The 23,132-nt window shown below is 65.9% G+C and carries 17 protein-coding genes; 5 read left to right on the forward strand and 12 right to left on the reverse strand.

Annotated features, from left to right (window positions below):
• Positions 1–31 precede the first annotated feature (31 nt).
• Positions 32–205: a hypothetical protein gene (locus DFR48_RS21875; protein WP_170141776.1), complete on the reverse strand. Its 174-nt coding sequence runs from the start codon at positions 203–205 to the stop codon at positions 32–34.
• A gap of 290 nt (positions 206–495) precedes the next feature.
• Between DFR48_RS21875 and DFR48_RS01995 the strand changes: the two genes are divergently transcribed.
• Positions 496–2,331, forward strand: coding sequence for an aminopeptidase P family protein (locus tag DFR48_RS01995; protein ID WP_114361464.1), 1,836 nt, complete (start codon positions 496–498; stop codon positions 2,329–2,331).
• Here DFR48_RS01995 and DFR48_RS02000 read toward each other — a convergent pair.
• Together DFR48_RS02000 and DFR48_RS02005 are read right to left on the reverse strand one after the other, a co-directional pair.
• Positions 2,321–2,632 carry an AzlD family protein gene (locus tag DFR48_RS02000; protein ID WP_114361465.1) on the reverse strand — a complete coding sequence of 104 codons (312 nt, stop codon included), beginning with the start codon at positions 2,630–2,632 and terminating at the stop codon, positions 2,321–2,323. The two genes, DFR48_RS01995 and DFR48_RS02000, sit on opposite strands and share 11 nt — an antisense overlap.
• Complete coding sequence (locus tag DFR48_RS02005; RefSeq protein WP_114361466.1) at positions 2,629–3,348, reverse strand: AzlC family ABC transporter permease; 720 nt, start codon at positions 3,346–3,348, stop codon at positions 2,629–2,631. Before DFR48_RS02005 ends, DFR48_RS02000 begins: the two co-directional genes overlap by 4 nt.
• 136 nt (positions 3,349–3,484) lie before the next feature.
• Here DFR48_RS02005 and DFR48_RS02010 point away from each other — a divergent pair, with 136 nt between their 5' ends.
• Positions 3,485–3,733 carry a DUF2164 domain-containing protein gene (locus tag DFR48_RS02010; RefSeq protein WP_114361467.1) on the forward strand — a complete coding sequence of 83 codons (249 nt, stop codon included), beginning with the start codon at positions 3,485–3,487 and terminating at the stop codon, positions 3,731–3,733.
• A 30-nt stretch (positions 3,734–3,763) separates the two neighbouring features.
• On the opposite strand, the gene panB is transcribed toward DFR48_RS02010, so the two are convergent.
• From panB to pncA, 3 genes are all read right to left on the reverse strand, one after another.
• Positions 3,764–4,591, reverse strand: a complete 828-nt coding sequence (gene panB / locus DFR48_RS02015; protein ID WP_114361468.1) for a 3-methyl-2-oxobutanoate hydroxymethyltransferase — start codon at positions 4,589–4,591, stop codon at positions 3,764–3,766.
• Between the two features lies 1 nt (position 4,592).
• The gene (panC, locus tag DFR48_RS02020) at positions 4,593–5,465 is read right to left on the reverse strand and encodes a pantoate--beta-alanine ligase (RefSeq protein ID WP_114361469.1); all 873 of its coding nucleotides are present in this window, start codon (positions 5,463–5,465) and stop codon (positions 4,593–4,595) included.
• 87 nt (positions 5,466–5,552) lie between these two features.
• The gene (gene pncA / locus DFR48_RS02025; protein ID WP_114361817.1) at positions 5,553–6,179 is read right to left on the reverse strand and encodes a bifunctional nicotinamidase/pyrazinamidase; all 627 of its coding nucleotides are present in this window, start codon (positions 6,177–6,179) and stop codon (positions 5,553–5,555) included.
• Positions 6,180–6,373: 194 nt separating this feature from the next.
• Between pncA and DFR48_RS02030 the strand changes: the two genes are divergently transcribed.
• Positions 6,374–7,459, forward strand: a complete 1,086-nt coding sequence (locus tag DFR48_RS02030) for a cache domain-containing protein (protein WP_114361470.1) — start codon at positions 6,374–6,376, stop codon at positions 7,457–7,459.
• Between the two features lie 9 nt (positions 7,460–7,468).
• On the opposite strand, the gene DFR48_RS02035 is transcribed toward DFR48_RS02030, so the two are convergent.
• From DFR48_RS02035 to DFR48_RS02060, 6 genes are all read right to left on the reverse strand, one after another.
• Positions 7,469–9,442 (reverse strand): glycosyltransferase, encoded by a 1,974-nt coding sequence (locus tag DFR48_RS02035; RefSeq protein ID WP_114361471.1) that lies wholly within the window; start codon positions 9,440–9,442, stop codon positions 7,469–7,471.
• Between the two features lie 3 nt (positions 9,443–9,445).
• On the reverse strand, positions 9,446–10,639 hold the full coding sequence (locus tag DFR48_RS02040; protein WP_170141777.1) for an HlyD family secretion protein: 1,194 nt from the start codon (positions 10,637–10,639) through the stop codon (positions 9,446–9,448).
• A 217-nt stretch (positions 10,640–10,856) separates the two neighbouring features.
• Positions 10,857–12,944, reverse strand: a complete 2,088-nt coding sequence (pbpC, locus tag DFR48_RS02045; protein WP_114361473.1) for a penicillin-binding protein 1C — start codon at positions 12,942–12,944, stop codon at positions 10,857–10,859.
• A complete protein-coding gene (locus DFR48_RS02050) occupies positions 12,944–18,397 on the reverse strand; it encodes an alpha-2-macroglobulin family protein (protein ID WP_425359225.1) in 5,454 nt (1,817 codons plus the stop codon). The genes pbpC and DFR48_RS02050 overlap by 1 nt, the downstream gene beginning before the upstream one ends.
• A 145-nt stretch (positions 18,398–18,542) precedes the next feature.
• Positions 18,543–19,778: a TIGR03862 family flavoprotein gene (locus DFR48_RS02055; RefSeq protein ID WP_425359226.1), complete on the reverse strand. Its 1,236-nt coding sequence runs from the start codon at positions 19,776–19,778 to the stop codon at positions 18,543–18,545.
• A gap of 10 nt (positions 19,779–19,788) precedes the next feature.
• A complete protein-coding gene (locus DFR48_RS02060; RefSeq protein ID WP_114361475.1) occupies positions 19,789–21,378 on the reverse strand; it encodes an MBL fold metallo-hydrolase in 1,590 nt (529 codons plus the stop codon).
• Positions 21,379–21,662: 284 nt separating this feature from the next.
• Between DFR48_RS02060 and DFR48_RS02065 the strand changes: the two genes are divergently transcribed.
• Both DFR48_RS02065 and DFR48_RS02070 read left to right on the forward strand, forming a co-directional pair.
• Complete coding sequence (locus DFR48_RS02065) at positions 21,663–22,715, forward strand: endonuclease/exonuclease/phosphatase family protein (RefSeq protein ID WP_114361476.1); 1,053 nt, start codon at positions 21,663–21,665, stop codon at positions 22,713–22,715.
• Between the two features lie 91 nt (positions 22,716–22,806).
• Positions 22,807–23,100 carry a DUF6074 family protein gene (locus tag DFR48_RS02070; RefSeq protein WP_114361819.1) on the forward strand — a complete coding sequence of 98 codons (294 nt, stop codon included), beginning with the start codon at positions 22,807–22,809 and terminating at the stop codon, positions 23,098–23,100.
• The last annotated feature ends 32 nt before the right edge of the window (positions 23,101–23,132 follow it).

The following is a 23,132-nucleotide window of genomic DNA, read 5'->3' on the forward strand; positions in this document are numbered from 1 at the left end:
GAGGAGGAGGAGGGGCCTGCGCGGCGTTCAATCAGAATACGGAGCCTGTCGCCCGCTTGCGGCGGAGTTCCGCGCGGCTGGTGCCGATGGTTTCCAGCGTCTTGTCGTCCAGAGACAGCAGCGCGTCGTTGACATAACGGCTGGCCTGACGCTCGCGCGCTTCGATGATCCGCTGATACGCCCTGCGAAGGAAAGAGCTTGCCATCTTCGTATTCCTTTCGTGCCGGGCGGCGATCCCGCCCGTTCGATGAGTTGAATATAGTGACTCCGGCGCGGGGCGGCAGAGGGTAATCCCTCATGGGTGTTATGCGTTTTGTGCATGGATGGCTCGCCGCTTGGGCACTGCCCCTGCTGTTCTGAACAAAAACGAGGCAGGCTGCCGCTGATGTCGGCTGACGCTGCTTTGTCCCGCGTGCGCCGATCCGAGAAAACCTGATGAACCGGGCTCGGCTCTTGCTATAAGGCAAATCAGTCATCAGTCAGAGCGAGTCCGCCATGTTCCAGTCCTTCGAGGTGAAGTCCACTCCACAGTTCGGTCGCGCGCGTGTCGAGGCGCTACGGGCGCGGTTTGCCGCGCTCGGCATCGACGGCTTCCTGGTGCCGCGTGCCGACGAGTATCAGGGCGAGTATGTTCCCGAATCCGCCGAGCGGCTCGCCTGGCTCACGGGCTTTACGGGATCGGCGGGGCAGGTGCTGGTCACCATGGCGGAGGCGATCGTCTTCGTCGACGGCCGCTATGTGACGCAGCTTGCCGAGCAGGTCGATCCTTCCGTCTTCAAGGGCGGGGATCTCGTCGGCGAGCCGCCGCACAAGTGGATCGCGGCCCGCGCGCCGAAGAGGTTCCGCTTCGGCATCGATCCGTGGCTGCACACCGGCGCGGAAGTCCGACGGCTGGAGAAGGCGCTCGCGGAGAAGGACGGCGCGCTGGTGCTGCTCAGGGAGAACCCGCTGGATGCCCTTTGGACCGGCCGGCCGGCCGAGCCGCTCGGCGCCGTTTCGATCCAGTCGCAGTCCTATTCCGGTGTTCCGGCCGAGGAGAAGATCGCCCGCATTGCCCGGGAGCTCGGGGAGAAGGACCTGTCCGCCGCCCTCGTCACCGATCCCTCGTCGGTCGCCTGGATCTTCAACATTCGCGGTAGCGACGTGCCGCATACGCCGCATCCGCTGGCCCGCGCGATCATCGAGGCGAACGGACATGCCGTGCTCTTCCTCGACAAGCGCAAGACGGGGCTCGAGGCGGAAACCTATCTCGCCGGGCTGTGCACGCAGGTCGAGCCGCTGGAGCTTTCGCCGCGGCTGCAGGCGCTCGCCGCCTCCGGTGCCCGCATCCTCGTCGATCCCGACCTGACGCCGTTCGCTCTCTCGGAACTGATCCGCGATCACGGCGGCACGGTGGTGGAGGGCAACGACCCGGCGAAGATCCCGCGCGCGGTCAAGAATACCGTCGAGCTCAACGGCTCGGCCGTCGCCCATGTGCAGGATGGCGTTGCCGTCGTCGAGTTCCTTTCCTGGTTCGACCGCCAGCGGCCGGGCACGGTGACGGAGATCGGTGCCATCCAGGCGCTCGAAGAGGCCCGCCGGCGGGTCGGCGAGCGCATGCAGAACCCGCTCAAGGACATTTCCTTCGACACGATTTCCGGCACCGGCGACCATGCAGCGATCATGCACTACCGGGTGACGACCGAGACCGACCGGACGATCGATTCCGGCGAACTTTTCCTCATCGATTCCGGTGCGCAATACGTGAACGGCACGACGGACATCACCCGCACCGTCGCCGTCGGGCCGGTGTCGGACGAGAAGAAGCGCTTCTTTACGCTGGCGCTCAAGGGCATGATCGCGATCAGCACGGCACGGTTCCCGAAGGGGACGCGTGGCTGCGACCTCGATCCCCTTGCGCGCATCGCGCTCTGGAAGGCGGGGGCGGATTTCGCCCACGGAACCGGCCACGGCGTCGGCTCCTATCTTTCGGTTCATGAGGGGCCGCAGCGCATTGCAAGACTTTCGACGCAGGAACTGCTGCCGGGCATGATCCTCTCGAACGAGCCCGGCTACTATCGCCCCGGCGCCTTCGGTATCCGCATCGAAAATCTCGTCTATGTGCGGGACGCCGAGCCGGTCGAGGGCGGCGACATGCCGATGCTCGGCTTCGAGACGCTGACCTATGTGCCGATCGACAAGTACCTCGTCGTCACCGACCTCCTGACGGCGGAGGAGCTCGACTGGCTCGATGCCTATCATCGCCGCACGCGCGAGGAGCTGATGCCGCTCATCTCGGATGAAGAGACGCGGGCCTGGCTCGAACGGGTGACCGAGCCGTTCAGCCGATGAAATAACGCATCGCCATCACCGCGACCCATCCGGAAAGGAGGAGCGGGATGGCGGAGAACCGCAGACCGACGGCAAGGGCGACCGCCATGGCGACCTTGACGTCGGTGCCGCCGGCAAAGAAGGCGGGCGCGACGAGCGTCGTCAGCACCGCCGCCGGCACGGCACTGAGTGCTGCCTCCAGGCGCGGCGGCACGGTCTTCAGCCGCGCGATCAGCAGATAGCCGCCGATGCGGGTGAGGTAGGTCGCGACCGCGGCGGCGACGATCAGGAGCGTCATGTAGGGGGGGAGGAACTCGCTCATTCGCCGGCCTCCGCGCTGGCCGGTGCGGGCACCGGCGTTGCTGCCTTCGGCGGCAGCAGTGCTGCGAGCGCCACGCCGGCGAGCGCGCCGATGCTGACATGCCAGGGCGTGCCGACCATGCGGTAGGCGACGATGGAGACGGCGGCGCTGACGGCGACCACCGGCAGGAAGTTCGCCCGGCGGCGGAAGCCGAGGACGAGCCCCATGAAATAGATCGGCAGCAGCACGTCGATGCCGATCGCCGCCGGATTACCGATCATGCTGCCGAAGTAGGCGCCCACCGTCGTCGTCGCCACCCAGCCGACATAGATCGTCGCGGCGAATCCGAAGTACCAGGCGAACGAGACGGACCGTCCGGTCTCGCCGCGCGTCAGCGTCTCGGCGAACTGCGGATCGGTCAGCAAGAAGAAGGAAAGCGCCTTCTGGAGCGGCGAGAAATGCCGGATGAAGGGAGCGATCGCCGCCGAATAGAGGATGTGGCGGAAGTTGACGGCGAAGATCGACAGCACGATCACCCACATCGGCACGTCGTGGCCGAAAAGCTCGATGCCGACGAGCTGGCTCGCCCCGGCAAAGACGATCGCGCTCATCAGGGTCGCTTCGGCGACCGTTTGCCCGTTGGCGACGGCGACGGCTCCGTAGAGCGCGGCAAAGGGAATTGTCGAGATCAGGATCGGCGAACTGCCGCGCAGGCCGTCGAAAAGGTCGGATTTCATGGAAGGCTTCCTTTTGCCGAACAGATAGAGGCGAGGCGCCTGCCGGACAATTGAATTTGCCTGATGGATCGATTGATTCGCCTTACCGGTCGTGGCAGGCTCCGGCGACAGCGATCCTCTCCGAAGGAGCAGGCGGATGCCGAAACTCGATTTCTCCAATGACGATCAGGCGGCGATCGTCGCGCGGGTGAGGGACTATTTCCTCTCCGAATTCGACCTCGACGTCGGGCGCTTCGAGGCTGAGGCGATCCTGACCTTTTTCGCCAAGGAGATTGGCGCGCATTTCTACAATCGCGGACTTTACGACGCGCAGTCGGTGATCGTGAACCAGGTGGACGTCATCAACGACGCAATCTACCAGCTCGAAAAGACGCCCGGCGACTGAAGGGTGCCGGGCCAGATCGTGCCTCCGGTCCTACTTCTTCGGGCGGACCTGAAAGGTATGCTCGGGGCCTGGAAATGTCCGCGCGCGGACCTCCGTCGCATAGTCCTCGGCCGCCCTGGAGATGACGTCGGCCAGTTCGGCGAAGTGTTTGACGAAGCGCGGCCTGAAATCGTTGAACAGGCCGAGCATGTCGTCCGACACGAGCACCTGGCCATCGCAGGCGGGCGACGCGCCGATGCCGATCGTCGCGGCCGATACCGCCCCGGTAATCTCCCGGGCCAGCGGCTCGACCGTTCCCTCGATCACCATGGCGAAGGCGCCGGCTTCGTCGATGGCGCGGGCATCCCTGCGGATCTTGTCGGCTTCCTTGTCGGTGTGGCCCTTGGAGCGGTAGCCGCCCGAGGTGTTGACCTGCTGCGGCATCAGCCCGACATGGCCGAAGACCGGTACGCCGCGGGATACGAGGAAGGCGACGGTTTCCGCCATTTCCTCGCCGCCTTCGAGCTTGACGCCGTCGCAGCCGGTTTCCTTCATGATGCGGGCGGCGGTGCGGAAGGCCTGTTCCTTTGATTCCTGATAGGAGCCGAAGGGCAGGTCGACGATGACGCAGGCGCGGTTGACGCCGCGCATGACGGCCTGGCCATGGGCGATCATCATCTCGACGGTGACGCCGACCGTGGTGTCCATGCCGTAGAGCACCATGCCGAGGCTGTCGCCGACGAGCAGCAGGTCGCAATGCGGGTCGAACAGGCGCGCCATCGGCGTCGTGTAGGCGGTGAGAGAAACGACCGGACGCTCACCCTTGAGTGCCGTGATGTCATTCGGGGTCAGCCGCTTCTGGCGGGGCGGGGTGCTCATGTCAGGCGGCCTCCATGCCGGTTTCGGATGCGATGTCGATCACGCGGTTGTCGAGCAGCTTTGTCCTGCCGATGCGCACATAGAGCAAGATCAAGGCGGCGCCGGAGATCGTGTCGAGCGGCGCCAGCGTGTCCGGGTGACGGACGGCGACGACTTCCGGCGTGGCGAGCGGCTCGCCGCGGATGAAGGCGTCGAGCTTCGCTTCGAGCTCGGCCGGGTTACGGACACCCTCACGGATCAGGCGGTCGGCTTCGTCGAGGGTCCGCGGCACGATCACGGCCGCGCGGTGCTCCTCTGCCGAGAGATAGACGTTGCGCGACGAGCAGGCGAGGCCGTCCGCCTCGCGCACGGTCGGGACCGGAACGATCCGCACCGGCTGGGCGAGGTCCTCGACCATGCGGCGGATGACCGCGACCTGCTGGTAGTCCTTCTCGCCGAAATAGGCGGTGTCCGGCTGAACGATGTTGAAGAGCTTGGTGACGACCGTCGCAACGCCGGCGAAGTGGCCGGGGCGGGCCGCGCCTTCGAGCTCGCCACCGAGCTTCGGCACATCGACCACCGTCTCCATCGGCCGCGGATACATGTCCGTGACGGTCGGGGCAAAGAGGAAATCGACGCCGGCGGCTTCGAGCAGCGCGCTGTCGCGCGCGAGATCACGCGGATACTTGTCGAGGTCCTCGCTGGCGCCGAACTGCAGCGGGTTGACGAAGATGGAGACCACCGTCACGTCGTTCCCAGTCCTGGAATTTGCCACGAGCGTCATATGCCCGTCATGGAGGTAGCCCATGGTCGGCACGAAGCCGACCGTCTTTCCCGCCCTTCTGAGCGGTGCCAGGCGCAGGCGCAACTCCTCGATGGTGCTGACCGTTTCCATCCGGCCTCCTCCTTTTCGCACTTGCGAAGGCTCACTAGCGCGCGCGTGAAAAAAAGGCAATTGATGAAATCGGGTGCAGCCCTTCGGCTATAGGAGTATGTCGGCGCTGCGGACGATCTCGACACCCTTTTCCCGCATCTCGGCGATCGCCGTCTTGACGCCTTCCGGGTCGATGCCGCGGCTCGCATCCTCGACGAAGCGGACCTTCACGCCGGGCAGCATTTCCACGGCATCGATCGCCGAGAACTTCACGCAATAGTCGGTTGCAAGGCCGCAGATGTCGACCTCTCTGACGTCCTTTGCCTTCAGGTAGTCCGTAAGCCCGGTGAGCGCCGCACGGTCGTTGTCGCGGAAGGCGGAATAGCTGTCGACGGCCGGGTTCTGACCCTTGCGCTGCACATGGTCAATGCGGCCCACGTCGAGGTCCGGATGGAAGGCGGCGTCCTGCGTCCCTTGCACGCAATGGTCCGGCCAGAGCATCTGCGGCTTGCCGGAGAGTTCGCCCATCTCGAAGGGCGATTTGCCGGGATGGGAGGAGGCGAAGCTGCCGTGGCCCGGTGGATGCCAGTCCTGCGAGGCGACCACGAGGTCGTATTTGCCGGTCGCCATCAGGGCGTTGGCGACCGGTACGATTTCGTCGCCGCCGGCGACCGGCAGGTTTCCGCCGGGGCAGAAGCCGTTCTGGATATCGATCAGCAGCAGGGCTCGGGCCATCGTGGTTCCTCTTTTGCGTTCTGACGGCAGGATGGCGACCGCTTCGTCCGGGATCAAGGGTGAAAGCGTGTCCTTCTGCGGGAAACTGGCGACAAATGACTGAGACCGAAAGGGATTTCGATCGCATCTATTGCGCCATGGACCGCTGGCGCTATGCTTCCGGTGGTTGAACGGGAGGCGAGGAAACAACGCAGATGTCGATACGGAGACTACACCGGAAGGCACCGTCGCTCACCGCCGTCACGTTTGGTTTCGTGGCGGCCAGTGTCGTCGTCGCCGGCCTCTTGCTGTTCCTGCTGATGCGCGAGCGCCTCGAAACCTATGGACGCGAGACCATTGCGACGGAGATCGGTATCCGCGCAACAGGTGTTCAGACAGCGCTTGCCCAGCTCCTGCACGAGGAGTGGTCGACCGTCAAGGCCATGGCGCAGGATGTGGCCACGGACGACCCCGAGACGATCCACCAGAAGCTGCAGATGCTGGTGGGCGAGGGGAGGCGGCTCTCGTGGGCGGGTTATGCCGGTCTCGATGGAACAATTCAGGCATCTTACAATAACGTCTTGCTCGGCGAGGACGTGTCCACGACGTCGTGGTTCGAGACCGGCGTTACGAAACCTACGGCGCAGGATGGGCCGCAAGCCCTTCAACTGCCGCGAGGGCATGGAAGGCTGCCATCGTTCGTGCTGTTGGCTGCACCTGTCCGCAACGCCGACGGTCAGGTTCGCGGCGTGCTTTCTGCTCATCTCGATCGGTCGTGGGCCGCTGGACAGTTGCGGGACGTTGCAAGGGCGCTGGATATCGAGGTTCTGCTCATCGATTCCAAGGGCAATATCATCGTGGCGACGGGTGGAGACGTCGAGGAAATGCCTGATCTCCCCAGTGTTCGGGCGGCGCAAACAGGAGCGCCGGCCATCAGTCTCGAACGCTGGCCGGACGGCCGGCTCTATTTCAGCGCATCGGTTCCCAGCATTTCCTACCGCGATCTTCCCTCGCTCGGGTGGAGCCTCGTTGCGAGCATTCCGGCAGACGTGGCGGCGGTGCCGGCTGAGCGGCTTTCCCGGGGCATGATCTTCTACCTCGCGAGTTTCGGATTGATGTTGCTCTTGCTGACGATGATCTTCGTGGAGTCCTTCATCCGTCCGTTCGGTGTGCTGGCGCGGATCGCAAGCAAGATCGCCGATGGTGCCGAGATCTATCCGCCGGACACCAATCGCACACGTGAATTGCAGATGATCACGGCGGCGATCGTACGCCTCCAGACCCGGCTGCACCGGCACTGAGCCCGACGTTTACCGCGCGTGAGGGCCGATGACGAGATCGTGCAGGATCGCGCCGATCCGGGTCCGTGTGACACCCGGCGCCGATCCCTCGGCGTAGAGGCGACGGAGCAGTGCTTCGTACTGCCGGTCGGTGGTATCGAGCGAGATCAGGCCACCGTCGGACGTCGTCTCGATGACGTAGCCCGAGACATCCCCGACATCCCTTACCGCGATTTCGACAGACGAACCCTCCGCCAGAACCAAACCGCGCACGCGAGCCGATTGCTGGGTAAGGTCGGTCAGCCAGACGCGGTGCAGACCGTCGTCGAGGCGCATCAGCACCCGTTGCGGCCGGTCGTCGAGATGGCTCTCAATGCGGGGCATCTCCACGCAGACCGTCATCGTCACGGCAAGCGTCATCAGGTTGTAGAGGCTCCAGAAGAGTACGATGGATTTGCCTTCTCCGGCGTCGCTGAAGACGAAGCGGTCGGAGAGGAGGCCTATGACGAGGCCGAGGAGCGTCAGCGCCGCGAGAATGAGGAACGGCGCCATCATGCGCCACTGCACGACGAACTGGCTGCGATCGCCGCCCTTCGCCGTCACCTTGAAACTGCGGTTCCTAGGTCGGATGAGGCCGGTCCAGGTCGCACGGATGATCGGGATCGCGCCGAGCAACTGGCTGACGTCGTTGACGATCGGGATGACGAGGCCGCGCGAGATGAAGTTCAGGGCAAAGAGCGTCCATACGTAGTAGGCGCCGAAATGCGAGAGGATTTCCGGCACCGAGGCATAGACGGCGATGGTGCCGAAATACCAGTAAAGCAGGGGGTAGACGAAGGCGGCGAGACGGAAGGGATAGGTCGTCACCCAGTAGAGCAGGCTGTCGAGGACGCTCCAGCGGTCGCGCAGGCGTAGAGGCTTGCGCAACGAGAACGGGCCGTAGTCGCTGCGGACGATCTGCATCAGGCCGAGGCACCAGCGTGCCCGCTGCGTGACGTATTCCTTGAGGCCCTCCGGCGCAAGGCCCTCCGTCAGCGCCTCATTGAGGTAGGCGGTGTGCCAGCCCTTGGCCTCCAGCACCAGTGTCATCAGGAAATCCTCCGTCACGCTTTCGGTCGGGAAACCGCCGACATCGACGAGTGCCGTCCAGCGGACGACGGAGGAGGTACCGCAGCAGAAGGCGATGTCCCAGCCGTCGCGGCTCGGCTGCAGGTGATCGAAGAAGAAGCGCTGTTCGTCGGGATAGGAGCGACTCAGCCCGAGATTGTGCTGGATCGGGTCCGGATTGAAGAAGTGCTGTGGTGTCTGGACGAGCCCGACATTGTGGCGATGAAACAGGGCGAGCGCCCGCGTGAGAAAGTTGCGGTGCGGTACGAAGTCCGCGTCGAGGACGGCGACGAAGTCGGGGACCTCGCCACGCTCGGTGAGCCAGGCGATCGCATGATTGAGATTGCCGGCCTTCGAGCCCTTGTTGTCCGGTCGGCGGAGATAGTTCACCGCCTGTTCCCGGCAATAGTCCGCCAGCCAGTCGCGCCGGCCGTCGTCGAGGACGTAGACCGCGGTGTGCGGGTGGTCGAGTGCCTTGGCGCCGGCGATCGTGCGGGCGAGCACCTCCTCTTCTTCGTTATAGGTGGCAATCAGCACAACGACCTTGGGAGGAGGGGCGGGGTGCCACCAGTTGCGGGCCGCCGTCGCTTCAGGCGATCGGTTCTTGCGGCGCATCAGGATGACGAAGGCGCTGAAGGAGGAGACGAGGGCGGCGGCCTCGATCAGGAAGAAGCTCCAGGTGACTACGCAGTCCCAGGTCGCCCCGAAGGGCGCCAGCGTCTCGGTCGCGCGCCAGACGATGTAGCGGGCCGAAAGGATGATGGCGACGGCGAAGATCAGAGCCCGGTGGGAGACGGTCTCCCGGCGCAACACGAAAGGGGCGACGAGGGTGATGCCGAAGACGATCGCGACCACTGCGTAAGCCGATTGCAGCTCCGTCGGATGCAGCTCGAGCATGGGCTACCGCCAGAGCCGCCGCAGCCAGTCGAGCGGCCGTGCCTCGAAGAAGGCCCGGCCGGTGCGACCGATCGCGCAGCGCAGCTTGTCGTCGCCGAGGAGGCCGGGAACGGAAAGGGTGACATCGAATCGCTCGAGATGCCGCGGGCTCGCGGCGACGGCGAGATTTCGGTAGACACTCTCCGCACCCGAACCCGCGAGACGGATGATCGTGGCATCGAAGACGCGTGTTTCCCCGGTCGGGCGAAACTGCGCCCGCTGCCCGTGCTGCAGGGTGTTGTAGGTGCTTTCGCTCACACTCAGCGTCACCATGGTGGAATCGCAGTCCACCAGTTGGAACAGCTCCTGTCCCTGCCCGATCCGCTCGCCACCGGTCGTCATCAGCGTCCAGAGGATGCCGTTGACATTGGCGGAGAGGGTGGCGTGGGAGGTCCGGGTAAAGCGCAGGCGTTCGGCATTCAGGCGCTCGCGCTGTGCCGCAAGGATGGCGATCTGTGCGGTGAGGGCAGTCGTCAGTTCCGATTCCTGCCAGCGAAGTTCACTGATCCGCTGCTCGGAATAGGGCGCGTCGTTGTAACCGTCGCCGAGGAAGACACCGCGCCCTCCGGCGTTGAGACCGACCTGTGCGGCGGCGGTTTCCGCCTGCGCCCTTTCGAGCTCGCGCTCGGCGACCTGCAGGCGGGATTCGGCCTGTTCGAGCTCGCTCATCCTCTCGGCCCCGGTCGTGGTGAGCTTGCTCGCCCGGTCCAGCATATGTTGGTAGAGATGGATCTGCGCCTGCCACGCCTCTTCGGCGGCCTTCGACGCGGCAAGCTCCGCCTTCATCTGTTCCTGCCGCTCGCGTTGATAGACGTTGGCGCGCTCTTGCAGCTTGGCGATCGCCTCGCGAACCGCGCCGAGTGCGCCTTCGAGCCGCGTGCGCTCGGCCTCGGCCCTCGCCCTTTCGTCGGCGAGGTCGGAGAGGCGGGAATTGTTGGCGAGATCGTCGTCGATGAAGCCGAGCGTCTGGCCGGCGCGCACCCGTGCGCCGAGGACCGGCGCGTCGAAGGTCAGCAGACCGGCGATCGGCGCTCTCGCCGTGGTCAGCCTGGCATTGATGACCGCATCCGCGCTGGCACCGGCCAAATGTTCGCCGATGATCACGAACAGCGCAAGTCCGACCAGAAGGACCCCGATTGTCAGCTGTGCAAGTCTCATCCGCCGCCTCCCGTATTCCGTGTTGAGGACTGTCTGGTCGGCCATTCAAGATAGCGGTAAACGGGGAGCGCTGCAGCTGGAAAGAGCGGTTGTTAACCGCAAAAGTTGAATCAGGTTAACGGGATGGCGCCATCTCTTTCCAATGAACAGGAGCTTGAGGTGGCCTCGATGAGGAGATCGCGTGCCATTCCGTTACAACCGCGGCGAACGGCCGTCTTCAGTGGAGAAAGACGCCGACGCTCGCTGCCCGCCCGGCGGCGTCGATGACCGTCAGCGTCGAGAAGCCGATACCCTCGGGCGTCCATTCCGTCGTGCGCCTGCGCGAGCGGTCGCCCAGCGGGACGCCGTTCGCAAGCCAGCGGAACGGCGCGCGGCCGGCCTGCAGCTTGACGACGAGGGGAAGCGGCTTGCCGTCGGGGCCGGCTCCGAGTTCGACATGGGCGCCTTCCGGCGGGTAGACGATGCGTGGCGCCTTCTCCCGCGAGGATGTCGCGAGCAGGCCGTTGGCGCCCATCGAATAGCGTCGGAGGGCGGGCGGCAGATCGGCCTGCGCGATCCGTTCAGCGCCGGGCGGCGGGGAGGGCAGCGGCGTGCCGCCGACACCGGATTTGGCGAAAGCCTGGAAGAGTATCGGTGCGGCCGAACCATAGCCGGTGATGCCGGGAACGGCGGCATTGTCCGGCCGTCCCACCCAGACACCGAGCACGTAGCGCCCGTCATAGCCGACAGACCAGGCGTCGCGGTAGCCGTAGCTGGTGCCGGTCTTGTAGGCGATGCCGAGCGGACGGCTGCCGAGCGGCGGCAGGACGCCGCGCAGGATATCCGTGACGTTCCAGGCGGCGACCGGCTCCATCAGCGGCGCGCCGTCGATGATCGTTTCGGCAGTGTCGCGCACCCCGTCACCGAGGTGGATCGGCGAGCCGCGATTGGCCAGAGCCGCATAGGCCTGGACGAGGCCCTTGAGCGTCACGCCGGCACCGCCGAGCGCGATCGCCAATCCCGGCGCCTCGCCGGTCGGCAGTGCCAGACGAACAGCGGTCCGGCGCAGCCGGGACAGCAGTTCCGCCGCGCCGACGGCGTCGAGCAGGCGGACAGCCGGCACATTGAGCGAGAGTTGCAGCGCCTGGCGGATGCTGACGTCGCCCTGGTAGGTCATGTCGAAGTTGCGCGGCCGGTAGCCGAAGAAGTCGGCGGGCCGGTCCTCGATGATCGTCTCCTGCGCGATCAGGCCCTGCTCGAAGGCGAGACCGTAGATGAAGGGCTTGAGGGTCGAGCCAGGCGAACGCTCCGCGCGCGTCATGTCGATCCAGCCGGAACGGGCGGCATCGAAATAGTCGGCGGAGCCTACCTCCGCGACGATTTCGCCGGTCGTGGCATCGGCCATCAGCATGGCGAGCGAGGTCCGTGCCGGCAGGTCGACGGCCGCTTGACCGGCGACGGCTTCCAGCTCCGCCTGCACGGATTTCCGGAGTGTCGAGTGATGGATGCGGGCCTGCGGGTCGCTGCGCCGCGCCGCCTCGGCGAGATGGGCGGCAAGGGCGGGCAGCGCCAGCCGTTCCTTCGGCACGGGTGCTATGCCCGCGCGGGCGACCTCGCGCGCCTCCATCATGCCGTAGGCCTGCATGCGTTCGAGGACGCGCTGCCGGGCGGTGTGTGCGGCTTCCGGGTTGCGGTCCGGCCGGCGCAGTTCGGGAAGCTGCGGCAGCGCCACCAGCAGGGCCGCCTCGGCGACCGTCAGCCGCTTCGGCTCCTTGCCGAAATAAGCGAGGCTTGCGGCGCGCACGCCCTCCAGGTTTCCGCCGTAGGGGGCATGGGTGAGGTAGAGATCGAGGATCTGCTGTTTCGACAGCCGGCGCTCGATCTGCAGCGCCCGCAGGATCTGCAGGAACTTTGCCGAAAAGGAGCGCTCCCGGCGCGGCTCCATGAGGCGGGCGACCTGCATCGACAGCGTCGAACCGCCGGACACGATGCGACCGTTCGAGACAAACTGCAGCGCGGCGCGCGCGAGAGCGACGACGTCGACGCCCGGATGGTCGTAGTACCGGCGATCCTCGTAGGCGATCAGCATCTCGACGAAGCGCGGATCGACGTCGGCGCTCGTCGTCTTCAGCCGCCAGCGTCCCTCGCGGGTGGCGAAGGCCCGGAGCAGTTGCCCGTCTGCATCCAGAAGTTCCGCCGATACGGCGTCGTCCGCCGCAATCGGCGGCGGATATGCCGCGTCGAGGGCGTCGAGCCCCCAAAGGGCACCCGCCGCCATGAGAACGGCGAGGCCGGCGGCAGCGGCGATTTTCTTCCAGCCGGGCATCAGGGGGCCGCCTTGACCTCCATGCGGCCGGTTGCGGTCCGCGCGGAGTATTCCGGCCGGTACATGTCCTCGACCTGCGCCGCTGGATGGGCGTAGCTGCCCGGCGTCACGGCGCGCACGACATAGGCGAGGGTGATTTCCTCGTCGTTGTCGGCAGGGCGGTCGATCGCCGCCACGAAACGGTCGTTGCGGAATTCGAGATGCGCCGGCTCGGTCTCGCCGATCCAGTCGAAGTTTTCGAGCTGTGCGCTGTCGACGAGGCTCGGATTGTCGATCTCAAAGCCTGCCGGCAGCAGGTCGCTAATAAGGATCTGCGAGGGCCAGCTGTCGGCTTCGGTGACCGACAGCACGACGACGTAGCGCTCGTTCTGCTGCGCTTCGGTGACGTTCGCCTCCTCGCCGTCGAGCGTGTAGTAGGTACGCTCGATGGTGAAGCCCTCGCCGCCGGCCGGGGGCGCTTCCTTCGGTGCGGCGACCGTCGTCACTGCCGCGGTGATCGGCGCGCTGCTGCGGTTGGTGAGCACGACCGGTTGGGCGAGCAGCTGGTCGCCGGGAATGGTCGCCATGTAGCCGCCGGTATGGCTCGCGCCGTTGACGTCGACCTTGAGCGCATCGTCACCCTTCTGCAGGGCGCGGGCGGCGAGCAGCGTCCAAGTCTGCTCCTGGGTGCTGGTGTAGCGCTTCGTCGAAAGCTCGCGGGAGACGGTCTTGGTGAGCCCCGACAGGATCGGCGGCACCGGCCGGCTCTCGGCGGCGAGCGCGAGGATCGCCGCGCCGTCGCGCAGCGTGCTGCCGTAATAGTCGGCATAGTTGAAGCTGACCTTGGTCAGAACGGCCTTTTCCGTCATGCCGGCGGCCTCGGTGAAGATCGCCTTGGAGCGCTGGCCGTCGCCGTAAAGCGCAAGCGCCGCGGCGAGATGGGCCTTGGAGAGCGGCGTCGGGAACTCGCCGAGGCGGGTGTCGGCATAGTAGCGCAGGTCGCTGATGGCCGCCCGCTTGTTGCGCGCGAGCACGTAGAGCGCATAGGCCAGCTCGTCGCCGCGGTCCTTGATGTCGATGTCGTAGCCGGTCTGGTTCTGCAGGTTGTCGAGCGCCTGGATCATCGCCTGGTCCGGCACCTCGAAATTCTGCTCGCGGGCACGGGTCAGGAACTCGGTGACGTAGGAGTCGAGCCAGAGGTCGCCGTAGCCCGGCGACCACAGGCCGAAACTGCCGCTCGACGACTGGTAGGAAAGGACGCGGTAGATCGCATCCTGCACGCGCTTGGTGATCTCCTCCTGCTGCGGCAGGCCGGAGACGGCCGACAGCTCGTTGAAATAGAGGAGCGGCAGGGCGCGGCTGGTGGTCTGCTCGGCGCAACCGTAGGGGTAGCGGTCGAGGCTCATCAGCAGGGCAGGGATGTCGAAGCCTTCGGCGCGCATGACGTTCAGGCTGACCGAGGCATCCTGCAGGATGCTGTCGGCAAGCAGTTCGCCGTCGACGATCAGGCTCTTGCCCGCGGCAATCGTCAGCGAGCGGCGCTCGGTGACGGGGAGCGCGGCCGGACGGACGGGAATTTCCAGCGACTGGTCGATGGAAAGCCCGGCGCCGGTGAGCGCGATGTCGATGCGTCCGGTCCCTGCTTCGGTACCGGTGAGGGGCAGGTTGATCGCGGTCTTTCCGCCCTGGGTCAGGTTCACCGTCTGGCTGGCGGCCGTGGTGTCGACCGCAAGCGCGGTGTTCGTCGTGACCTCAAGCTGGTAGTCGCCGGACGGCGCGTCGGTCGCGGCGATCTCAAGCCTCAGGCGGCTCTCGTCGCCGGGGCTCAGGAACCGCGGCATGCTGGCGGTGACGACGACCGGATCGCGGATGACGACATCGGTGCTGGCATGCCCGACGCCGGTCTTGCTCCAGGCGACCGCCATGACGCGGGCCGTGCCGTTGAACTGCGGAATATCGAAGCTCACTTCCGCCTTGCCTTCGCTGTCGAGCTTCAGCGGTCCGGAGAAGAAGGCGACCAGTTTTTCGGTCGGGGGCTTGCCCTGCAGCGGCATCTGCGCGCCGTCGCCGCCGGTGCGAAGCCGGCCCATGGCGCCGAGCGAGCCGTCGATCAGCCGCCCGTAGAGGTCGCGGATCTCGAGGCCGAGGCGGCGCTGGCCAAAATACCAGCCCTCCGGATCGGGCGCTTCGTAGCGTGTCAGGTTCAGGATGCCGACGTCGACGGCGGCGATCGTGACATAGGCCTCCTCGCCGATGCCGGCGCCCTTCACCTGAACGGGAATGGTGAGCGGCTGGCGCGGCAGGGTCTTTTCCGGTGGCGCGAGGCTGACCTCGAGCTTGTTGGCACCCGGATCGACGGCGAGCCAGGTGACGCCGATTGCCCGCATCGGCATGCGGCTTTCCTGGGCCTCGCCGGGGCGGAAGAGGGTCGCCGTCACATAGGCGCCGGCACCCCACTTGTCGGTGACTGGCAGGTCGACCTCGCCGCCTTCGGCGGGGATCGTCGCCGTCTGCGTGGTGATCAGGTTGTCGGTGCCGACGGTCACCAGCAGTTCGCCGGCGAAGCGCGGCGACACCTTGAGCTTGGCCGTCTCGCCGATCGCGTAGTTTTCCTTGTCGAGCCCGATTTCCAGCGCGTCCGGGGTTTCGGTCGAGCTTGCCTCGACGTACCAGCCCGCCTCGAACTCGACACTGCTCGCGGGTCCGTCGGCAACGGCGGACTCGACTTCGAGGCGATAACGCCCCCAGGCGACGGGCACCGAGATCGCAGCGCCGTCGGCGGTGACGTCGACGGTGCCGTCGGCGATCTGCTTGGTGGTGATGATCGGCTCATAGGTCCAGGAACTGCCGTCGCGATACCATTGGTAATTACGCTCGAGATTGACGAGGCGCCACCTGGCACCCTGCAGCGGCTGCTTCTTGCCCTCCGCGTCGATCGCGATCACGTGGAAGCGGGCCTGCGTGTTTTCGGCGAGATCGCCGGAGAATTCCGGCTTGATGCCGATCATCGGCCCTTCGGGGCGGACGGGCAGGGTCAGCGTCCGCTCGACGGCGCGGCCGCCGCCTTCCTGCATCCGCACGACGATGTCGGCGTTCAGCATCTGCGTCGTCGAGGGCACCTCGTCCAGCGACACTTCGAAGCTCGCCTTGCCTTCCTCGTCGAGGACCGGCAGGTCTTCGAGCGTCAGGCGGGTCTCTTCATCCGTTTCCTCGTCTACGAGGCCGAACTGGTAGTTCTCGAACGCTGCGCTGGTGCGGCTGCGCTTCAGGTTGACCTCGCCTTCGAGCATAAGGCCCGCCGCCGGCGCGCCGTAGAGATAGCGGCCGTCGACGTCGACGGTCACCGGTGTGCCGATCGCGATGTCCTTCGCCTCGCTCGTCAGGTCGAACTCGGTGCGGTCGGGCACGAAATCGTCGACGAGGAACTGCTTCTGGCCGATCGCCGCCTTCTTGGGGTCGGTGTAGATCTGCATGGTCCAGGTGCCGCGCATGGCGCTTGCGAGCAGCGGCAGGTCGACGGCGTAGCCGCCGAGCTTCGAGTCCGTCTCGACCATGCGGCGGTATTCGACGCCGTCGGGCCGCGTGAAGACGAAGGTGAGCGGCAGGTCGGTGATGGCGCTTGCACCGGTGTCGCGGGCAAGTGCAGCGGCATGGACCGTCTCGCCGGGGCGGTAGATGCCGCGCTCGGTCCAGGGCAGGATGTCGATCGCGCCCGGCGCCGGACGGCCCGTCACGCCGCGGTCGGAGAGGTCGAAGCCTGCGCGTTTCATGTCGAGGAAGACGTAGTCGTCCTCGCCCTTCTTCGCGGTGATTGCAGCGGGCGCGAGTGCTGCTCCACCGCGGATCAGTCCGGCATCGAAGCGCGCGTGGCCGTCGGCATCGGTCACCGCCGTGCCGAGGACCTCGTTGTTGGTCGCTAGCAGTTGCAGTTCGACCCCGGAAAGCGGCTTGGCACTTGCGAGCGAGCGGGCGAAGACGTTCAGCCCGTCCGTGCCGGCGAAGGTCTGCAGCCCGATGTCGGAGACGAGGAACCACTGCGTGGCGCGCTGGTTCCAGTCCTCGACGCGGCTGCCGGCGGCGGCCGCCGTCAGGACGTAGATGCCCGGCTGGCGCTTCGGCAGGGCCTCGTCGACGGGGAAGCTCGTCACGACGTCCTTGTTGAGCTCGCTCCCGATCTCGATCTTGCCCTGCCAGACGAGTTCGCCGGATTCGTCCTCGATGCGGCTCGCATCATAGCCGTCGAGCTGGGTCAGGAATTTCGACTGTGCAAGCAGCGGCGCGATGTTGCGCTCGCCGATGCGGTAGAGTTTCAGGTCGGCGCCGTCGGTGTTGACCGAGATGATCGGGATGCCGCGCCGGGCGGTGGACGGCAGGACGAAGCTGTCGCCGGTGAAGCGGACGGTCGGCGAACGGTCGCGGACGTAGATCGAGAGGTCGACCTGGGAGAGCAGCGGCTCGTCGACGGAAGAGGGCAGGCCGGCACGCAGCGCAAGCGTATAACGCGCGCCGTGCTGCAGGCCCTCGACACAGATCTGGTTGTCCTTGGCCTCCACCGCCTTGGCCGGAGCGCCGTCGAGGAGGACGAAGGGTGCATAGTCGACGCCGCGCTTGACGAGCGGATCGGAAAACTGGACGCAGGCCCGCGGGGTCGCGCTGTCGGTGTCGATCGTATGCTCGACGACGCGGAAGCCCTTGGTCTCGCGCAGTTCGTTGTAGGCGGTCTGGACGGTCTTCGCCGTCACCAGTGCAAGGCTCGCCTTGTAGGAGCTGAGCGCGGCGCGGTAGTTCTCGCTGTTTTCGAAGGCCTTGGCGAGCACGGCGAGCACGTCGGCGCGCGCCTGCGCGGTGCGGGTGAGCTGATAGCCATTCAGCGCCATTGCTGCGGCTTCGGCGGCGATGTCGGTCCGGCCAGTGACGGTATTGAGTGAGCGGGCAGTTTCCGTCCACAGTGCGGCGTCGTCCGGTGTGACGGACAGTGCGGCCTTGAAGACGGCGAGCGCCGAATCGTAGTTGCCGGCGGAGAGTTCGTTGTTGGCGAGCATCAGGAGGCCGGCCTGCCCGAGCTGCTCCTGCTCCTCGGTGATCGAGAGGTTGTCGCGCATCGCCTGCGCATCCTGGCGCAGCTGGTCGGAGACGAAGGGCAGACGGGACGGTGCGCCGATGTCCGGTTCGGCGGCAGTGACGACGATCTTGCCGGCGATGGCGCCGGGGAAAGTGTCGAGGCGGCTGAAGTCGGATTTCAGGAAGCACCACTTCACCTTCGGGTTGTAGGTGAAGGCGCGGCAGGACTGGTCGGCGATGCAGCTCTCGCGACACTGGTCGAGGGAGACGTTCTGTTCGGTCCTGAGATCGAACCCGAAATAGTCGCCGTCCCTGGTGATGACGACCGAGCGCGTCGGCTCGGCGGCGCCGGCGGCGAGCGCCGAACTCAAGAGGCTGAAGGCAAAAACGAAGAAACCGATAGACCTGCGCATCGACATGCCTCCTCCATGCTGTCTGTCCAGACGGCTAAAGTGTTCTGACTAAAGCGGTCGGTTGTCAATCGCGCGCATGCGCAAGTCATGCGTCAGCCTTCGTCGAAAACTGGGTGAACGTTGACGTGGAAGGCGTGTCTGACGCTCAACCGTGACTTGCCTGGTCGTGCAACCAGGATTTCATGCCTTCGGCGGCGGCCTTTCCCGTGGCAAGGCAGGCGGTCAGGAGATAGCCCCCGGTCGGGGCCTCCCAGTCGATCATCTCGCCGGCGACGAAGATGCCCGGCAGCGCCTTCAGCATGTAATGCTCGTCGATGGCGTCCCAGCGGACGCCGCCGGCGGAGGATATGGCTTCGGCGATCGGGCGCGGGCGAAGCAGCGGGATCGGCAGCCGCTTGATCACCGTGGCGAGCGTTTCCGCCGTCGCCCTGCCGGCCTCCGGGACACATTCCCGGACGAGCGCGGCCTTGACGCCCGCGAGCCCGGCGCCCTTGCGCAGCCGCGTCGAGAGACTTGCCTTCGGGTCCTGTTTCGCAAGGTCGCGGGCGAGCCGTTCGAGGGGGCGCCCCGGTGCGAGGTCGAGAAGGAGGGAGGCCTGGCCCTCCCGCTCCAGCGTGTCGCGGAGGCTTGCGGCATGGGCGTAGACGAGGCTGCCCTCGATGCCGTGGCGGCTAATCACGAATTCGCCCGGCAGCGTGCCGGCGGCCGAGGAGGCGGTGACCGCCTTGACCGGTTCGCCGGCGAAGCGTTCCCGGAAGCTCTCGCTCCAAGCGACATCGAAGCCGCAATTGGCCGGCCGGAAGGGGGCGATGTCGACGCCCTTTTCGCGAAGCGCCCCGATCCAGGCTGCGTCCGACCCCAGTTTCGGCCAGCTCGCGCCGCCGAGAGCGAGGAGTGTGACCTTGCTCGCGACGCGCTTCTCCCCGTCCGGCGTTTCAAAGAGGAGATCGCTGCTCGCAAAGCCTGTCCAGCGGTGGCGGGTGCGGATCGTCACGCCCTGGGTGTCGAGCCGCCGCAGCCAGGCGCGCAGCAGCGGCGAGGCCTTCATCACCTTGGGGAAGACGCGGCCCGACGAACCGACGAAGGTTTCCGTCCCGAGCCCTGCGGCCCAGTCGCGGACTTCTTGCGGGGTGAAGGCATCGAGGGCGGCACGAAGCCTTGGTGAAGCGCTGCCGAAGCGTTCGGCAAAGCGCTCGAACAGCTCGGAATGGGTGATGTTGAGGCCCGACTTGCCGGCGAGCAGGAACTTGCGCGCGACGGTCGGCATGGCGTCGTAGACGGTGACCGCGTAGCCGTCGCGCGACAGAAGCTCCGCGGCGGCGAGGCCGGCCGGCCCGCCGCCGACGATCGCGACATCTGTCTGCTCCACCGAAACCACCATCCGCTATCCGTTACTCGGTCAGCGCGCGACGCAGCTTGCGCAGGATGACGCCGCGGGCCTTGTCGTCGGCAGCCTTCGCCAGTTCCTGCTGCAGGTCGAGGACGAGGGACTGGAAGTCGTTGTGCCAGTCGCGGTGACCGACCCGCGCGGGGTCGATGCGTGGTTCTGGCAGCTTCTCCGAGATATCGACGGCACGCTCCGGCCTGAGTTCGAAGGCGCTGTCGAGGTGCGGCACGTTGATCATCTCCTCGGCAAGGAAGGCGGAAGCGCGCTTGCGCAGGCCGGCGATGCCGTCCTCTTCTCCATGGACGAGGAAGAGGCCGGCACGGATCGGCTGGCGCGTCCGCAGCCATGCGGCGAGTTCCGGCCCGTCGGCGTGGCCGCTGTAGATGTCGAGGCGGCGAATACGGGCCCGCACATTGATCTCGTCGCCCTGGATGCGCACGACGGAGGCGCCTTCCTCGAGAATCCTGCCGAGTGTGCCGGTCGCCTGGAACCCGACGAGCAGAACCGTTGCCTCGTCGCGCCAGAGCCAGTTCTTCAGCCGGTGACGAATGCGGCCCGCCTCGCACATGCCGCTTGCAGCGATGACGATGTGGAAGCCGCGCATGTGGTCGAGCGCTTTCGACTGTTCGACCGATTCCGTGAACCGCACGTTGCGGGCATGCAGCGCGTCGGCGAGGAGATGACCGTCCTCCAGCTCGCGGGCGTGGCGAAGAAATATCTCGCTCGCGCGTGTGGCGAGCGGTGAATCGATGATGACGGGGCAGGTCGGGATCTTCTCCGACCGCATCAGGAAGATGAGGTCTGCGAGCAGTTCCTGCGTGCGTTCGACCGCGAAGGAGGGGATGAGGAGCGCCCCGTCCAGGTTATAGGCGTCGGCGACCTCGGCGCGCAGGGCCTCCCGGCGCGTGGCGTCGTTCGCCTCCTCGCGGTCGGTATCGCCATAGGTGCTTTCGCAGATCACGTAGTCCCAGCCGGACGGTGCTTCGGGAGCGTATTGCAGCAGCTTGTGGCTGGGGCCGATGTCACCGGAAAAGAGGATGCGGAGCGTCTTCTCCGGCGTCTCGACCTCCATCTCGACCGAGGCCGAACCGAGGAGGTGGCCGGCGTTCCAGAAGCGGAAGCGAACGCCATCCGTCGCGCGCTGCCAGGTTTCGAGTTCCACCGGGCGCAGCAGCGTGACGGCGATCGCCGCATCGCGGGCCTCGTAGATCGGCGTCACCGGATCACGGCCGCGGCGGAGGTTGCGCCGGTTGAGGAATTCGACTTCGCTTTCCTGGATGTGGGCGGAATCCGGCAACATGACCGAGCAGAGGTCGATTGTTCCTCTCGTCGCGTAGATCGGCCCCTGATACCCCGCCTTGGCGAGCTTCGGCAGCAGGCCGGAATGGTCGATATGGGCGTGCGTGAGAATCACCGCGTCGATCGCCGAATGGTCGAACGGGAAATCGCGGTAGTTGAGTTCCTTCTCGGTCTTAGAACCCTGGAAGAGGCCGCAGTCGACGAGGATCTGTCGCTTGCCGATGTCGAGCCGGAAGCACGATCCGGTGACGGTTCCGGCAGCGCCATGAAAACGCAGGACGGGATGGTCGTTCATGGGCGGCTCCTCCAAATTGCGGTTCAACGGCACCAGGATAGCCGGGATCGGCTACCGGTCATTTGACAGGCATCAATCCCTGATAAGCCGCAAGAGGTGTTCGCGTCCACAGGCCGACGGTGGAAAACATCCCGGATCGCCGCCGCCCTGCCGAAGCAATGACGATGGACCTGGGTCTTCTTCGCAGACGGACGTCCCTGGTTCCGGCTGGAAAATTCGCGCCATACGTGTATGATGCCTGCCGAGCCGCGCCGACAGGTGGCGGCTGTGCCGGAGGGGGTGTGATGCCGAACTATGCCGACCTCAAGCGGATACCGGATATCGACAAGCGCAAGCGGATCGTCCGCGGCCTCAAGGCGCTCAGGGCGGGGATCAATGCGGAAGGCGGCGCGATCCCGCCGAAAACGGCGTCCGACACGCTGCTGCTCGCCTCCTGGAACCTCCGCGAATTCGACTCCGGCAAGTACCGCTACCGCGATGTCGAGCCCTATCACTACATCGCCGAGATCATAAACCGCTTCGACATCGTCGCGATCCAGGAGGTTCGGAAAAGCCTGTTCCCGCTGCAGCAGCTGAAGCGCATGCTGGGGAGTTGGTGGGATTTTCTCGTCACCGACGTGACGCTCGGCCGGTCCGGTAATTCCGAGCGCATGGCCTTCTTCTACGATCGCCGCAAGGTCGATTTCACCGGGCTTGCCGCCGAACTCGTGCTGGAGGAGGCGATCCCCGCCGCGGACCGGCAGGTGCAGTTCGCCCGCTCGCCCTACGTCGCCGGCTTCCGGGCGGGCTGGGCCTATTTCACGCTCGTCACGGTCCATATCTACTACGGCGAAGGTACGCCGGTCGATGCCCGGCGACTTGCCGAAATCACCGCACTCGGCAAGACGATCGCGAGCTATGCCGGCGATTTTTCCGGCGCCAACGTCTACGGTCCGGAGGACAAGCCGAAGCGCGACAACCTGCTGCTGCTCGGCGATTTCAACATCTTCAACCGCAAGGACGTGACGATGGAAGCCCTGACTACGGCCGGCTTCCGCGTTCCCGAGGCATTGCAGACCATTCCCGGCTCGAACGTCACCAAGGACAAGCATTACGACCAGATCGCCTATTACAGGGAGCTCCGCAGCATGAAGCCGACCGGCAGGGCGGGCGTCTTCGATTTCTACGACTGCGTCTATTGCGAGGACCAGGAGGCCGACTATGCCGCCGAGCGGCAGGAGAAGCCCGGCCGCAGTTTTCGCGACTGGCGCACTTACCAGATGAGCGACCACCTGCCGATGTGGGTCGAGTTCCAGGTGGACGACAGTGACGCCTATCTCGACGAGCTCGGGGCGTGAAATGACCGAAAACGATCCATTTTCAAGGTGAGGAAACCGAACGTTAACCATGACCGTCCTAGACCGGAAGCATCACGTCAGGATGGTATGGATGACCGTAATCAAGACCGAGTATCCGGCCGCAACGCCGAAGGTCGCATTTTTCCCCCTCAAGGGGCGTCGTGCCCTCATTCGTCGGTGCGCCCGCGAACTCGACGAGAGGAACGGTGAGGCTGCGCTCACCTATTGGCGCACGACCTGCCGCGGGCTCGGGGCCGAGCTTCTGGAGCGTGGTTGCCCGGAGCCGGAGATGCGCCGGCAGATCCTCGACTTCCAGGACATGGTCCAGCAGGAACTCCAGTGGCTGCATTGCGGCGACCGCCGCCAGGGCCGCGCCGACAGCTGAGCGAAAGCGCTATTTCGAAACGCCGGTCGTGC

The sequence above is a fragment of the Ciceribacter lividus genome (assembly GCF_003337715.1).
GTDB lineage: Bacteria > Pseudomonadota > Alphaproteobacteria > Rhizobiales > Rhizobiaceae > Allorhizobium > Allorhizobium lividum.

Coding starts and splice junctions, on each gene's coding strand:
- pncA (WP_114361817.1), bottom strand. CDS start 6,179: ATGGCCCGAGCCCTGCTGCTGATCGATATCCAGAACGGCTTCTGCCCC.
- DFR48_RS02010 (WP_114361467.1), top strand. CDS start 3,485: ATGCCGAAACTCGATTTCTCCAATGACGATCAGGCGGCGATCGTCGCG.
- DFR48_RS02005 (WP_114361466.1), bottom strand. CDS start 3,348: ATGAAATCCGACCTTTTCGACGGCCTGCGCGGCAGTTCGCCGATCCTG.
- DFR48_RS21875 (WP_170141776.1), bottom strand. CDS start 205: ATGGCAAGCTCTTTCCTTCGCAGGGCGTATCAGCGGATCATCGAAGCG.
- DFR48_RS01995 (WP_114361464.1), top strand. CDS start 496: ATGTTCCAGTCCTTCGAGGTGAAGTCCACTCCACAGTTCGGTCGCGCG.
- DFR48_RS02065 (WP_114361476.1), top strand. CDS start 21,663: ATGCCGAACTATGCCGACCTCAAGCGGATACCGGATATCGACAAGCGC.
- DFR48_RS02035 (WP_114361471.1), bottom strand. CDS start 9,442: ATGCTCGAGCTGCATCCGACGGAGCTGCAATCGGCTTACGCAGTGGTC.
- DFR48_RS02060 (WP_114361475.1), bottom strand. CDS start 21,378: ATGAACGACCATCCCGTCCTGCGTTTTCATGGCGCTGCCGGAACCGTC.
- DFR48_RS02070 (WP_114361819.1), top strand. CDS start 22,807: ATGACCGTAATCAAGACCGAGTATCCGGCCGCAACGCCGAAGGTCGCA.
- DFR48_RS02050 (WP_425359225.1), bottom strand. CDS start 18,397: ATGCGCAGGTCTATCGGTTTCTTCGTTTTTGCCTTCAGCCTCTTGAGT.
- panC (WP_114361469.1), bottom strand. CDS start 5,465: ATGGAAACGGTCAGCACCATCGAGGAGTTGCGCCTGCGCCTGGCACCG.
- DFR48_RS02030 (WP_114361470.1), top strand. CDS start 6,374: ATGTCGATACGGAGACTACACCGGAAGGCACCGTCGCTCACCGCCGTC.
- DFR48_RS02000 (WP_114361465.1), bottom strand. CDS start 2,632: ATGAGCGAGTTCCTCCCCCCCTACATGACGCTCCTGATCGTCGCCGCC.
- pbpC (WP_114361473.1), bottom strand. CDS start 12,944: ATGCCCGGCTGGAAGAAAATCGCCGCTGCCGCCGGCCTCGCCGTTCTC.
- panB (WP_114361468.1), bottom strand. CDS start 4,591: ATGAGCACCCCGCCCCGCCAGAAGCGGCTGACCCCGAATGACATCACG.
- DFR48_RS02055 (WP_425359226.1), bottom strand. CDS start 19,778: ATGGTGGTTTCGGTGGAGCAGACAGATGTCGCGATCGTCGGCGGCGGG.
- DFR48_RS02040 (WP_170141777.1), bottom strand. CDS start 10,639: ATGAGACTTGCACAGCTGACAATCGGGGTCCTTCTGGTCGGACTTGCG.